The organism is Streptomyces sp. NPDC052496, assembly GCF_040679095.1.
Lineage (GTDB): Bacteria > Actinomycetota > Actinomycetes > Streptomycetales > Streptomycetaceae > Streptomyces.
This window is the reverse complement of the sequence record NZ_JBFAUH010000009.1, coordinates 180,685-194,447: the sequence shown is the minus strand read 5'-3', so window position 1 is coordinate 194,447 and position 13,763 is coordinate 180,685. Positions and strand designations below refer to the sequence as shown.

Sequence of the window (13,763 nt, the reverse complement as noted above, 5' to 3'; positions counted from 1 at the left end):
CCGGACGCGGTCAGCCACCCCCGGCCCGCGCCCAGAACACCTCCAGGATGCCATCGAGAAACACCTGCCCGGCATCGCCCGACGCGTCGGCGCTCCCGCCGCCACCCCAGTTCAGCGAGGCGGCCATCAGCCCCTGATAGTCACCGTGCAGGCCCTGGAGAGCGGCCTGGACACGCGGTTTCGGCAGCGGAACCAGCTTGGCGACCGGCCGTACGTACGCCTGCCACCGGGTGGTCGCGGCGCTGCGCAGCAGCTCGGTGAGCTTGCCCTCCCGGCCGGTCAGCCGGACCAGCGCGCGGCACGGCAGCCGCAGCACCTCGGCCAGTCCGGCCGCCTGCCGGTCGTCGCCGGTCCAGGTGCCGGCCGCCTCCATCCACGCGTACGCGGCGGGCTCCATCCCGATACGCAGGGCCAGGTCGTCCGCCGCCAGGCCGCGCGCGAGCCGGTGTTCGCGCAAGGTACGCGGCGCCGCGAGCAGTTCGCCCGGCGCGCACCACAGGGCACCGGCCAGCGCGGACAGCTCCGCCTCCGAAGGGGACGCCTCGCCGCGCTCCCAGGCGGCCACCGCCGAGGGCCGCACCCGCAGGCCGTACGCCGCCCAGATCCCGTACGCGACGTGCGCGTGCGTCATGCCGAGCGCCGTGCGCAGCCGTCGCGCGGCCGCGGCGTCGAACGCGCCGGTGGGGTGGGTGGTCACCGGCACACGGTAGGGGTGGTGGTGCCCGCGTACCTATGGTGCGGAGGTACAGGACGCGAAGTCGTAGGAAGCTACGGCCGTGCCCGGTACGTCCGGCCCGCCGGGGGTGCCGCGGCGCGAGGACACGTGGTACTCGCGCCACCCCCGTTTGCCACCCCGACGGCGCCGGAGACCACGACTGTGCGCCGCCGCGGAGTTGTCCGAAAGTGCAGCTCGCCAGGGACAAACAAGTCGGACAATGGGAGATCGGGCCGCGGGGGGCGGCCCCGGCGCAGGAAGAAGGTGGCGGGGATCGCAGGGGGAGGGCAGCGGAAGCCCCGGCTGGGACGCCCCGAACGGCCGGTGGATCCGCAGGCCGGGCCGGTGGAGCGGCTGGCCTGGGAACTGCGGCAGCTGCGGGAGCGGGCCGGGACACCGAGCTACCGCACGCTCGCCAAGACGGCGCACTACTCCGCCAGCACCCTGGCGGAGGCGGCCAAGGGTGAACGGCTGGCCACACTGGACGTCGTCCTGGCCTACGCCCAGGCGTGCGGCGGGGAGCGGGCCGAGTGGGAAGCGCGCTGGCGGGCCGCCGCCGGGGCGGGCGACGAGGAACCGGTCACGGCACGGTGCCCGTACCCGGGTCTGGCCGCCTTCGAGGCGGCGAACGCCGCGGAGTACTTCGGCCGCGCGGCCCTCACCAAGGAGTTGTCGGGCCGCGTCGAACAGCACGCCCTCACCGTCGTCTTCGGCGCCTCGGGCAGCGGCAAGTCCTCCCTCCTGCGGGCCGGACTGCTGCCCCACCTCGGCGCGCACTGGCACCCGGTGCTGCTGACCCCTGGAGCCCACCCGCTCGGCGCCCTCACGGAAGCGGTGACCCGCCTGGCGGCGGAACCGGAACGACCGGGCGGCGCGGGCCTGGGGGACGGGAAGGGGGAGGAGGGGGAGGGGGCTGAGGGGGCGGGTACGGGTGGAGAAGTGCGTACGGGTGGAGGAGGTACGGGGGGAGGAGCGCGTACGGGTGAACGGCCCTGCCCGGGGTTCGAAGAGCCCACCACCTCCGAAGCCCCCACCGACCCCCACCCCCACCCCGACGAAGTCCCCACCGCCCTCGGCCTCGCCCTGCGTACCTGGCTCGCCGCGCAGCCCGACACCGCCCGTGCGCTGCTGGTCGTCGACCAGTTCGAGGAGGCCTTCACGCTCTGTGCCGACGAGGCCGAGCGCACCGCCTTCCTCGGCGCGGTGGCCGGGCTGGCCCGTTGCGAGGACCGGCGGGTCCGGGTCGCCGTCGGCATCCGGGCGGACTTCTACGCGCGCTGTTTCGTGCACCCGGAGCTGGTCGCCGTGTTGCGTACGGCCGCCCAGCTGCCCGTCGGGCCGCCGGGGCGCGCCGAGTTGCGGGACATCATCGCCGAGCCCGCCGTCCGGTCCGGCGTCCAGGTGGACGCGGACCTGGTGGAGGCGGTGCTCGCCGAGGCGGCCGGCCAGCCGGGGGCGCTGCCGCTGGTCGGGCACGCGATGCGCGAGGCGTGGCACCGGCGGAGCGGCGAGACCCTGCGGCTGGCCGATTACCGCGCCACCGGCGGGATGCGCGGCGCCGTGGCGCAGACCGCCGAGCGGGTGTACGAGAAGGCCGGGCCCCGGCAGCGGGACGTGATGCGGGCGGTGTTCCTGCGGCTGACCGCGCTCGGCGAGGGCACGGAGGACACCCGGCGCCGGCTGGCCCGCCGCGAACTGGACGGCCTCGCCGACCCGCACGAGATCGACGGGGTGCTGCGCAAGCTGGCCGCGGCCCGGCTGGTCGTGCTGTCCGAGGGCACGGTCGAGGTCGCCCACGAGGCCGTCATCCGGGCCTGGCCCCGGCTGCGGCACTGGCTCGACGAGGACCGGGAGGCGCTGCGGACCCACCGCAGGCTCACCGCCGCCGCCGAGGCGTGGCACGAACTGGGCCGGGACGCGGGCGCCCTGTACCGGGGCGCGCAGCTGGCCGGCGCGCAGGCCTGGGCGCGCGTGCACGGCGCCGCGCTCAACGCCCTGGAACGGGACTTCCTGCGCACCGCCACCGGCGCCGACCGGCGGCGGGGCCGCCGCGCGCGCTGGCTCACCGCGTCACTGGCCACCCTCCTGGTCCTCGCGCTCATCGCGGCGGGCATCGCCTTCGAGCAGCGGGCGGACGCGGAGGCGCAGCGCCGGATCGCGGTCTCCCGCCAGTACGCGGCGGAGGCCGGCGAGCTGCGCCGGGAGCAGCCCCAGGCGGCGGCGCTGACCGCGCTGTACGGCTACCGGCAGGCGGAGACGGTCGAGGCGCGCGGCAGTCTGCTCAGCGCCTATGCCGCGTACCGCGCCAACCAGTTCACCGGCCACACCGGCATCGTGACCGCGGTGGCGCACAGCCCGGACGGCCGGACCCTGGCCACCGGCTCGGTGGACCGCACGGTCAAGCTGTGGGACGTCGCCACCGGCCGGATGCTCGCCACCTTCATCGGCCACGTCGGCCCGGTGTTCGCGCTCGCCTTCAGTCCGGACGGCCGGGTCCTGGCGAGCGCGGGGGACGACGGCAGCGTCCGCCTGTGGGACGTCGCCCAGCTCCACCGGCTCGGTGTGCTGGACGGCCCCTCGGGCCGGGTGCTGTCGCTGTCCTTCTCCCGCGACGGCCGCACCCTGGCGTCGGGCAGTACGGGGGACGCGGTACGGCTGTGGGACGTGCCCTCGCTGCGCCATGTCGCCGACCTCGCCGGGCACACCGACAACGTGACGGCGGTGGCCTTCTCACCGGACGGCAAGGTGCTGGCGTCGGCCGGTGACGACCGTACGGTCCGGCTGTGGGACGCGCGCACCCACCGGCCGCTGGCCACCCTCACCGGCCATCGGCAGTCGGTGTTCGCGCTGGCCTTCAGCCCGGACAGCCGGACCCTGGCCAGCGGGGGCGGTGACCGCACGGTCCTGCTGTGGGACGTCGCCGGGCGCCGCAGAGCGGGCGAGCTGACCGGCACCGCCGACCGGATCACGGCCCTGGCCTGGGCGCCGAACCGCCCGGTGCTCGCCGTCGCGAGCTACGACGGCCTGGTGCGGCTCTGGGACGTCGACGCCCGGCACGCGTGGGACAAGTTCCAGGCGCGCGTGGAGTCGGCGAGCGCGCTGTCGTGGGCGCGGGACGGCTCGGCGCTGGCCGCGCCCTTGAACGACGACACCGGCACGGTGCGGCTGTGGCGCGCCGCGGGCAGCGGGCGGGAGACGCTCGGCGGCCGGCAGAGCGCGATCACCTCGGCCGCGGTGTCCCCGGACGGCCGGATCGTCGCGGCCGCGGGCAGCGATCTGACGCTGTGGTCGGCGGACCGGCCGCGGCCGCTGCGGACGCTCGCCGCGCCGCCCGGGATGATCACCAGCCTGGTGTTCTCGCCGGGCAACGACGTGCTCGCGTCCGTGCACGCCGACCGTACGGTCCGGCTGTGGGACGCGCACACCGGCCGGCTGCTCGGCACGCTGCGCGGGCACACCAACACGGTCCGGCAGGCGGCCTTCTCGCGGGACGGCCGGGTGCTGGCCACGGTCGGCGACGACCGCAACCTGTTCCTGTGGCACGTGGCGAGCCGACGCCGGATCGCCGAGCGCAAGCTGACGGGCGGCGCGTCCACCGTCACCTTCGCGCCGGACGGCAAGACCCTGGCGGTCACCGAGAACGCCGGCAACCGGGGCACCGTCCGGCTGTGGGACGTGGCGGACCTCCGGGAGACCGCCCGCTTCACCGGCCGTACCTACCCGATCTTCGCCGCCGTCTTCGCGCCGGACGGGAAGACCCTGGCCACCTCCGGTACGGACCACGACATCCAGCTGTGGGACGTCCCGAAGCGCCGGCCGTCCGGCACCCTGCGCGGCCACGCCGGCAGCGTCGCCTCGCTGGCGTTCGGTCCGGACGGCCGCACCCTGGCCTCGGGCGGGGACGACGACACCGTACGCCTGTGGGACCTGGCCGGCCGCCGTACGTCGGCCGTGCTCGCCGGGCACACCGGCAGCGTGCTGTCGCTGGCGTTCTGGCCCGACGGCCGGGCCCTGATCAGCGGCAGCGTGGACGGCACGGTCCGCGAGTGGTACGTCAAGGTGGACGAGGCGGCCAAGACGATCTGCACACTGAGCCGCAAGGGCCACTGGGCGCGGACGGCCATGGGCGTGCCCGCCGACTGGTACTGCAGGTGACCCGCGCCCGCGGAAACGGGCGCGGGCGCGGCCTCGGGCTCCCCGTCGTAGCGGCCGGGCCCGGCGCTCAGTACAGCGTCAGGCCGAACGCCTGGAGCGCCGGGACGACCGGCTGGAGGTACGTGGTGCCGCCGGAGGCGCAGTCGCCGCTGCCGCCCATGGCGAGGCCGATCGCGGTGCTGCCGGAGACGGCGGGGCGGCCCGCCGCCGTACCCGGCTCGGAGCAGGCGGAGGTCTGGGCGATGCCGGTCACCGTGCCCTCGGGGTAGGTGACGCTGACGTTCACGGCGCGCACCCGCCCGCAGTGCGTACCCGCCGTGGGCCCGGCCAGGCACACCGACTGGCCCACCGTGGGCCGTGCCGCGCCGGTGATGTCGAGGTGACGGCCACCGCCCAGGTCGACCTCGCCCGGGTGGGACACGGCCGGGTCGGTGTACCGGATCAGCGCGACGTTCTCGCCGGGGAAGTGCACGGCTTCGGTGACGCCGACGTGGACGGTACGGGCCGCGTCGGCGTACCAGTCCCGGGCGCCGCCCACGCACCGCCCCTCCATGAGCGCGTAGTACGTGCCGGCCTTGGTGGCGTTGAAGCCGACGGCGCAGCGGCCGGACGCGCTGTACAGGACGGTGCCGCCACGGACCGCCGTCGCGGCGGCCGTACGGGACGGACCGCTGTCCGGGGCGGCACCGGCCGGCGGCGCGGTGGCCAGGACGGCCGTCGCGACGGCCGCCGTGACGGCGGCCGGTGCGGCCACGCGGCGGAGCGCTGCGGTGGGTCTCGGTCTCACGGTTCCTCCTCCGGGAGGGACGGGTGGAAGCCTGTGCCGTGCCCCGGCCGGCGCTCAGCCCTTCACCGCGCCGCCCAGCGCGAACCCGCCGCCCAGCCGGCGCGAGATCAGCACGTACAGCAGCACGACCGGCGTCGAGTACAGGATCGAGAACGCCGCCAGCTGCCCGAAGGCGATGGCGCCGTAGTTGCCGAAGAAGGTGAAGATGCTGACCGAGGCGGGCAGTTGCTCGGGGGACAGGAGCAGCAGGAACGGGACGAAGAAGTTGCCCCACATGATGGCGAAGGTGTAGATCGTCACGACCGTGACGCCCGGCCCCGTCAGCGGCAGGATCACCCGCCACAGCGTCTGGAACCAGGACGCGCCGTCGGTCCACGCGGCCTCTTCGAGGACGCGCGGGATGCCGTCCATGAAGTTCTTCATCAGCCAGATGGCGAACGGGAGCTGGGAGGCGGCGAGGAACAGCGCCGTGCCGTACACGGTGTCGATCAGGTTGACCTGTACGTACAGCGCGTACACCGGGACCATGATCGCGGTGATCGGCAGACAGGTGGAGAACAGGATGGTCAGCAGGTACGGCCGGCTGAACCGGGAGCGGTAGCGCGACAGCGGATAGGCCGCCAGCGCCGCGCAGGCGACCGTCAGCGCGGTGGCGCTGCCGCACAGCACCAGGCTGTTGCGCATCGGGGTGAAGGTGATCTCGTCCGTCAGGACCGCCGAGAAGTTGTCCAGCGACGGCGAACCGGGCACCCGCACCCGCAGCGTCGCCTCGGTGTCCAGCGAGGAGAGCACCAGCCAGACCAGCGGTACGGCGAAGGCGGCGGCCACGGCGAGCAGCGCCGCGTCGGCGGCGAGGCGGCGCCGGGCGCGGCGGGTCAGCAGGGGCCTTGCGGCCGGGGCACGCACCACGTCACACCTCCTCGCGCAGCAGCCGCAGGTAGACGGCCGAGAAGAGGGCGCCCACCACGAGCAGCAGCAGGGCGACGGCGGTGCCGTACCCGATCAGCGACTTCAGGAACGCCTGGTCGTACATGAACACCGGCAGCGTCTGGCTGCGGCTGCCGGGGCCGCCGCGGGTCATGGCCCAGATCAGCCCGAAGACGGAGAGCGTCTGGAGGGTGTTGAGCATCAGGTTGGTGCCGATGGAGCGGCGGATCATCGGCAGCGTCACATGCCACAGCCGCTGCCGGCCGCTCGCCCCGTCGACCTCGGCGGACTCGGTGACCTCCTGCGGGATCCCGGCGAGCGCGGCCGAGTAGATCAGCATCGAGAAGGCCGTGCCGCGCCAGACGTTGGCGAACGACACGGCCAGGATGGGCAGCGTGAACAGCCAGTTCTGAGCCGGCAGGTGCAGCCAGTCCAGGATCGCGTTGAGCGTGCCGCGCCGCTCGAAGAACGTGTACAGCAGGAAGCCCGCGACGATCTCCGGCAGCACCCAGGCGATCAGCACGACCGCGCCGGTGAGCGTGCGCACGGCCTTGGACGCGCGCCGCATCAGCGCGGCGAGCGCCAGGCCCAGGGTGTTCTGGCCCAGGACCGACGAGATCAGGGTGAAGACCAGCGTCAGGACGACGGCGTTCAGGAAGGCGGGATCACCGAAGGCGTGCCGGAAGTTGTCCAGGCCCACGAAGGAGGTGGACTCCTGGCCGGTCAGCTGCATGTCGGTGAAGGCGATGGAGACGCAGTAGCCGATGGGCCCGGCGAGGAAGAGCAGCAGCAGGAGGGTCGCGGGGGCGAGCGGTGACCAGCGCAGCAGGGCCGTACGGCGGGACCGGGCACCGCGGCCCGCCGTGCCGTATGCGGTGGTCGTGGTGGCGGCGCGGCTCATGGCTTGGCGACGACCTGTCCGTCCACGATGGATTTCAGCTGCTCGTCGTAGTCCGCTGCCGCCTTCTGCGGGCTCGCGTCGCCGGTGGTGACCGCTTCCATGGCCTCGCCGATCGCCGCCGACACCTTGGGGTAGGCGGGCAGGGCCGGACGGTACCGGCTCACCTTCACCAGGTCGGTGAAGAAGCCGATGCCCGGGATGGACTTCAGGTACGCGGGGTCCGCGGCCACGTCCTTGCGTACCGCGATCTGTGCGCCGCGCACGCACCACTCCAGCGCGTTGCGCTGCGACTGGAACGTCTCGATCAGCTTCCAGGCCAGGTCGGGCTGTTGCGACTGCCGCGGTACGGACCAGGTCCAGCCGCCCGCCAGGCTGACCCGGCCGGGTGCCGCGCCGGTCTGGGTGGGGAACGGCGTCCGGCCCAGCACCGACGGCCATTCGGGCCACGGCTTGCCGCCGCCCTTGGGCTGCCACTGCTGGCCCAGCCACGAGCCGTCCAGGTTGATCGCGAGCTTCTCCTCGGGCATCAGCTCGGTGGCGACACGGGTCTGGATGTTGGGGCTGAGCGCGTCGGACACGTCGGGGCCCAGCTTCTCCCCGTACACGGTGCGCAGGAATTCCAGACTGTCCCGGAAGCCCTTGGTGCCGGTGACCCACTTCTTGGCCGCCGGGTCGTAGAGCTGGTCCTGGCCGGTGCCGTACAGCAGCATCTCGAAGCCCTGCATGACGGCCGCCTCGCCCGCGCCCTTGCCGGTGTAGACGTTCAGCGGGATGACGCCGGGGACCTTCCGCTTGACGGTGCGGGCCGCGTCCAGCACCTCGTCCCAGGTCTTCGGCCGCCAGTCCTGCGGCAGCCCCGCCTTCTTGAAGATCCGCTTGTTGAACCACAGGCCGCGGGTGTCCGTGCCGTCCGGTACGCCGTACGTCCTGCCGTCCTGCGCCCGCGCCGCGGCCTTCGCGGCCGGCTCGAACTGCTTCCAGTCCGCCCATGTGGCGAGATAGCTGTCCAGGGGGCGCAGCAGCCCCGCGGTGATGTCGGAGTTGATCAGGAAGGTGTCCTCGTAGACCAGGTCGGGGGCGGTCTTCGGGGAGCGCATCATCTGCTGGATCTTGGCGTAGTAATCGTTCTCGGACGCCTGGATCGGGATCAGCTTGACCTTCTTGCCGGGGTTGGCCTTCTCGAACGCACGGGCCACCGTCTCGACGTAGTCGTCCCGGACCGTCACCTTGTTGTTGGTGTCCTTGATGAACGCGACCTTGAGGGTGTTCCTGTCGCCCCCTGATCCGCCGCCGCACGCGGTGAGCGTGCCTGCGGCCAGCACGGCGGCGGTGAGCAGAGCCATCGGAGCGGTGCGGCGCACGGCATGACCTCCAACTAGCCACGGCAGGCTGCCCGGTGACCGTAAGTCAGGGGTAAGGGGAGGTCAATGCCCCATCCAGCGGTAGCGCAATTCCGGACGGCCCACCTGACCGTACTGCGGGGAGCGTGCCGCGCGGCCCGTGTCGACGAGGTGTTCGAGGTAACGGCGGGCCGTGATGCGGGAGATGCCGATCTCCTCGGCGGCCGCGGTGGCGCTCAGGCCGCCGGGTGCGGCGCGCAGCGCGTCGGTCACCACGCGCAGGGTCGCCGGGGTCAGGCCCTTGGGCAGCGCCGCGGGCTGCGGCGAGCGCAGCGCCGCGATCGCCCGGTCCACCTCGTCCTGCCCGCTGGCCTCACCGGCGGCCGCGCGGAACGCCGCGTACCGCAGCAGCCGGTCGCGCAGCGTGGCGAACGTGAACGGCTTCAGCACGTACTGCACGACCCCGAGCGAGACACCCTCCCGGACGACGGCCAGATCGCGCGCGGAGGTGACGGCGATGACGTCGGCGGCGTGCCCGGCCGCCCGCAGCGACCGGACGAACGCCAGGCCGTGCCCGTCCGGCAGGACCAGGTCGAGCAGGATCAGGTCGACGCCGTGCTGGTCCAGGTGCCGCCTGGCCCCGGCGACGGAACGCACCGTGCCCGACACGGTGAAGCCGGGCACCCGCCCCACGTACAGGGCGTGCGCGTCCGCCGCCACGGGGTCGTCCTCGACGACGAGCACCCGCAGCGGCGCCGCCGTGCTCTGCGGACCTGACGCGTTCATCCGGCCCCGCCCGCTCCGGTCCCGGCCCCGGCCCGCAGCGGCAGCCGCACCGTGAACTCGGCGCCGCCCTCGGGCGCCTCGCCCACCCGCACGGTCCCGCCGTGCCGCCGTACGGCCTGCCGTACGAGCGCCAGCCCGAGCCCGCGGCCCGCGCCGCCCTTCGTGGTCCAGCCCCACCGGAACACGTCCTCGGCGTCCGCGACGCCCCGTACGCCGCTGCCGCTGTCGGCCACCCGCAGCAGCAGTTCCCCGCCGTCGGCCAGCGCGGTGACCCGCACCCGGGCGCCTTCGGGGGCCGCCTCGATCGCGTTGTCCAGGAGGTTGCCGAGGACGGTGACCAGGTCGCGCGGCGGCAGGGAGGCGGGCAGCACGCCGTCGTCGATCCGGCTGTCGGCGGTCAGTTCCAGCTCGACGCCGTGTTCGTTGGCCTGGGCGGCCTTGCCGAGGAGCAGGGCGGCCAGGACGGGTTCGGCGACCGCGCCGACGACCTGGTCGGTGAGGGCCTGGGCCAGCTCCAGTTCGGCGGTGGCGAACTCCACGGCCTCGTCCGTCCGGCCCAGCTCGACGAGGGAGACGACGGTGTGCAGCCGGTTGGCGGCCTCGTGCGCCTGCGAGCGCAGCGCCCGGGTGATGCCGCGTACGGAGTCCAGTTCGCCGGAGAGCGCCTGGAGTTCGGTGTGGTCGCGCAGCGTGACGACGGTGCCGCGCCGTTCGCCGCCGGAGACCGGCGAGGTGTTGACGACCAGCACCCGGTCGTCGGTGAGGTGGAGTTCGTCCGTGTGGGGGGCGGGGGAGAGGAGGGTGTCGGTGAGCGGCGCGGGCAGGCCGAGTCCGGTGACGGGCCGCCCGACGGGATCCCCGCGCAGTCCGAGCAGTTCCCGGGCCCCGTCGTTCAGGAGCGCCACCCGCCGCTCCCCGTCGAGCATCAGCAGCCCCTCGCGCACCGCGTGCAGCGCGGCCTCGTGGTAGTCGTGCAGGCGGCTGAGCTCGGCGGCGTTCATGCCGTGGGTGTGCCGGCGCAGGCGCGCGTTGACCAGGTACGTACCGAGTCCGCCCAGGGCCAGTACCCCGGCCGCGACGGCGGCGAGCGTCATGACCTCCCGCCGCAGCCCGTCGCTGATCGTCTCGACGGTGATGCCGGAGCTGACCAGGGCGACGATGCGGCCGCCGTCCCGCTGGTCGCGTACCGGCGCGATGACCCGTACGGACGGGCCGAGCCTGCCCCGGTGCGTCTCGGTGTGGGTCCGGCCGGCCCGGGCCTCCGCGGTGCGGCCGAGGTAGGTACGGCCGATGGCGGACGGCTCGGGGTGCGTCCACCGCTTGCCTGCCGTGTCCATGACCACAATGAAGTCGACCCCGGCGTCCCGCCGCAGCCGCTCGGTGTACGGCTGGAGCTCGGCGGTGGGGTCGGCCGAGCGCACCGCCCGCGCCACCGCCGGCGCGTCGGCGACCGCGGCGGTCACCGCCGTCGTCTGCCGCCGCGCGGTCTCCTCGGCCTGCCGCCCGGCGCTGACGTACGCGAAGACGGCGTATCCCGCCACCACCACGCCCACCAGCACCACCTGCACGGCGAACAGCTGCCCGGCCAGACTGCGCGGCCACCGGACGCGCGGGCGGCGCGCGCCCGTCGCACCAGGTGCTGGGCGCGCGCTGCGCGGCGGATCCCCCGTCGGGAACGTGGCATGGGCGACAGTCTGCCCGTTCCTTGACGCGTGAACGAAATGCACGCAAGGGTGACGGGCGCCACAACGGCGTGCATAGTCACCGGGACTGTTCTGCGTACGGGCCGCGTACCGGCACGACACGGGCCGGATACGGGTTGCAGAGCCGCAGACCGGCGCAGGACCGAGGACCGAGGAGTCAGCCGTGGCCGCACAGACCCCACCGCCCGGGGGGACGATCGAGGAGACCGCACCGCGACAGAAGCGGGACCGGACGCACTACCTCTACATCGCCGTGATCGTCGCCGTGCTCGCCGGCATCGCCGTGGGCTTCGCCGCCCCCGGCTTCGCCGTCGGGCTGAAGCCGCTGGGCACCGGCTTCGTGAACCTGATCAAGATGATGATCTCCCCGGTCATCTTCTGCACGATCGTGCTGGGCGTCGGCTCGGTCCGCAAGGCCGCCAAGGTCGGCGCGGTCGGCGGCCTGGCGCTGGGCTACTTCATGGTCATGTCCACGGTCGCGCTGGGCATCGGCCTGGTGGTGGGCAACATCCTGGAGCCGGGCTCCGGCCTGCACCTGACCGAGTCGCTGCGGCACGCGGGACAGGCCCAGACCAAGGGCGGCGCCGAGTCCACCACGGACTTCCTGCTGGGCATCATCCCGGACACCCTGGTCTCCGCGCTGACCCACGGCGAGGTGCTCCAGACCCTCCTGGTGGCGCTGCTCGTGGGCTTCGGCCTCCAGGCGATGGGCGCCTCCGGCGAGCCCGTGCTGCGCGGCATCGGGCACCTCCAGCGGCTGGTCTTCCGCGTCCTGTCCATGATCATGTGGGCCGCGCCGGTGGGTGCGTTCGGCGCGATGGCCGCGGTGGTCGGCGCGACCGGCGTGGACGCGCTGAAGTCCCTCGCGGTCATCATGGTCGGCTTCTACGTGACCTGCCTGCTGTTCGTCCTGGTCGTGCTCGGTACGCTGCTGCGCCTGATCGCCGGGGTGAACATCTTCAGCCTGCTGAAGTACCTGGGCCGGGAGTTCCTGCTGATCCTGTCCACCTCCTCCTCCGAGTCCGCGCTGCCGCGGCTGATCGCGAAGATGGAGCACCTGGGCGTCAGCAAGCCGGTCGTCGGCATCACCGTGCCGACCGGCTACAGCTTCAACCTCGACGGCACCGCCATCTACCTGACGATGTCCTCGCTGTTCATCGCGGAGGCGATGGGCAGTCCGCTCTCCGTCGGGCAGCAGATCTCACTGCTGGTCTTCATGATCATCGCGTCCAAGGGCGCGGCGGGCGTGACGGGCGCCGGACTGGCGACCCTGGCCGGCGGCCTCCAGTCGCACCGCCCGGAACTGGTGGACGGCGTCGGCCTGATCGTCGGCATCGACCGCTTCATGAGCGAGGCCCGGGCACTGACCAACTTCGCGGGCAACGCGGTGGCCACCGTCCTGGTCGGCACCTGGACCAAGGAGATCGACAAGGCCCGGGTGGGCGAGGTGCTCGCCGGGAAGCTGCCGTTCGACGAGCGGACGCTGAGCCCGGACGGGCACGGGGCGGAAGGCCCGGCGGAGCAGGGGGCCGGCGTGGCGAAGGAGCCGGCGAAGGTCTGAGGTCACGCGGGCTCTCAGGCCGGGGACCGGGGTCTCGGTGGGTGCGCGCCCACCGGGGCCCTTTCGCGTGTCCGGCCGCCCGTTCGTCACTCCGTCCCCGCCACCCGTGACCCTTCCGCCTCCCGTACCGCTTCCGCCACCCGCCCGTCCGGTACGCCCGCCGCCGCCAGCACCGTCCGTGCTGCCGCGTGCCCGGCCACCGCGGCGCTCAGGTCGCCGTCGTTGACGGCCTGCATCAGCCCGAACAACATGTGCTCGTGTACGTGCGCCAGCGCGCGTGGCGTGAGCGGTGAGCGGAACAGCCCTGCCTCCAGGCCGCGCGTCAGGATGGCCGTCGCCCGGCGCCGTACGGGCTCCAGACGGGTCCGGATGCCCGCGTCCGTGACGCTGCACTGGGCGAGCGAGACCAGCAGCCGGTAGCGGTCGGCGCACTCCCACGTGGCGAGGGTGGCCCGCGCCAGGGCGACGTCGGCGGGCTCGGACGGGTCGGCCGTGACGTCGGCGAAGGCGGTCGTCACATCGTCCACGGCGGCGTCCGTCAGCGCGGTGATCAGCGCCTCCCGGCTGGGGAAGTGCCCGTAGACGGTGCGCCGCACCACGCCGGCGGCGCGGGCGATCTGGTCCATGGTCGCGTCCGGGTGGCGCAGCAGTTCGGCCAGGGCGATGTCCATGATCCGGCGGCGGTTGGCGTGGGCGCGGCTGGTGAGTGCGGTCATGGCGCGGCGGCTCCTCGGTCGGCGGACGCGTGCGGTCACGTCCCGCTCCCGACTCATTTTGCCCATGGCTGTGCAGCGACGTAAATTGCACACGGTTGTGTAATTGCACGTCCGTGTGCAAGATCGTGCGCGCCGGCCGGCGCGTCACCGAGAACGTTCTGAGAGCCAGGAG

Annotated in this window: 10 protein-coding genes; 2 read left to right on the top strand and 8 right to left on the bottom strand. The window is 73.7% G+C overall.

Annotated elements, in window-relative coordinates; all coding sequences use genetic code 11:
• Window positions 1-10 precede the first annotated feature (10 nt).
• Complete coding sequence (locus AB0L45_RS15105; RefSeq protein WP_365839803.1) at window positions 11-703, bottom strand: helix-turn-helix transcriptional regulator; 693 nt, start codon at window positions 701-703, stop codon at window positions 11-13.
• A gap of 276 nt (window positions 704-979) precedes the next feature.
• Between AB0L45_RS15105 and AB0L45_RS15100 the strand changes: the two genes are divergently transcribed.
• A complete protein-coding gene (locus tag AB0L45_RS15100) occupies window positions 980-4,870 on the top strand; it encodes a hypothetical protein (RefSeq protein ID WP_365839801.1) in 3,891 nt (1,296 codons plus the stop codon).
• A 67-nt stretch (window positions 4,871-4,937) separates the two neighbouring features.
• Here the strand turns inward: AB0L45_RS15100 and AB0L45_RS15095 are convergent, their stop codons facing one another.
• From AB0L45_RS15095 to AB0L45_RS15070, 6 genes are all read right to left on the bottom strand, one after another.
• Window positions 4,938-5,657: a S1 family peptidase gene (locus tag AB0L45_RS15095; RefSeq protein ID WP_365839799.1), complete on the bottom strand. Its 720-nt coding sequence runs from the start codon at window positions 5,655-5,657 to the stop codon at window positions 4,938-4,940.
• Between the two features lie 54 nt (window positions 5,658-5,711).
• Window positions 5,712-6,563 (bottom strand): carbohydrate ABC transporter permease, encoded by an 852-nt coding sequence (locus AB0L45_RS15090; RefSeq protein ID WP_365839938.1) that lies wholly within the window; start codon window positions 6,561-6,563, stop codon window positions 5,712-5,714.
• 4 nt (window positions 6,564-6,567) lie between these two features.
• Entirely contained in the window at window positions 6,568-7,485 is a 918-nt protein-coding gene (locus AB0L45_RS15085; RefSeq protein ID WP_365839797.1) for a sugar ABC transporter permease, read from the bottom strand.
• Window positions 7,482-8,846, bottom strand: a complete 1,365-nt coding sequence (locus AB0L45_RS15080; protein ID WP_365839795.1) for an extracellular solute-binding protein — start codon at window positions 8,844-8,846, stop codon at window positions 7,482-7,484. The genes AB0L45_RS15085 and AB0L45_RS15080 overlap by 4 nt, the downstream gene beginning before the upstream one ends.
• A gap of 63 nt (window positions 8,847-8,909) precedes the next feature.
• Window positions 8,910-9,611, bottom strand: a complete 702-nt coding sequence (locus AB0L45_RS15075; RefSeq protein WP_365839793.1) for a response regulator — start codon at window positions 9,609-9,611, stop codon at window positions 8,910-8,912.
• Window positions 9,608-11,179 carry an ATP-binding protein gene (locus tag AB0L45_RS15070; protein ID WP_365839791.1) on the bottom strand — a complete coding sequence of 524 codons (1,572 nt, stop codon included), beginning with the start codon at window positions 11,177-11,179 and terminating at the stop codon, window positions 9,608-9,610. Before AB0L45_RS15070 ends, AB0L45_RS15075 begins: the two co-directional genes overlap by 4 nt.
• A gap of 298 nt (window positions 11,180-11,477) precedes the next feature.
• Between AB0L45_RS15070 and AB0L45_RS15065 the strand changes: the two genes are divergently transcribed.
• The gene (locus tag AB0L45_RS15065; protein WP_365839789.1) at window positions 11,478-12,875 is read left to right on the top strand and encodes a cation:dicarboxylase symporter family transporter; all 1,398 of its coding nucleotides are present in this window, start codon (window positions 11,478-11,480) and stop codon (window positions 12,873-12,875) included.
• An 86-nt stretch (window positions 12,876-12,961) separates the two neighbouring features.
• Here the strand turns inward: AB0L45_RS15065 and AB0L45_RS15060 are convergent, their stop codons facing one another.
• On the bottom strand, window positions 12,962-13,591 hold the full coding sequence (locus AB0L45_RS15060) for a TetR/AcrR family transcriptional regulator (protein WP_365839787.1): 630 nt from the start codon (window positions 13,589-13,591) through the stop codon (window positions 12,962-12,964).
• Window positions 13,592-13,763 lie beyond the last annotated feature (172 nt).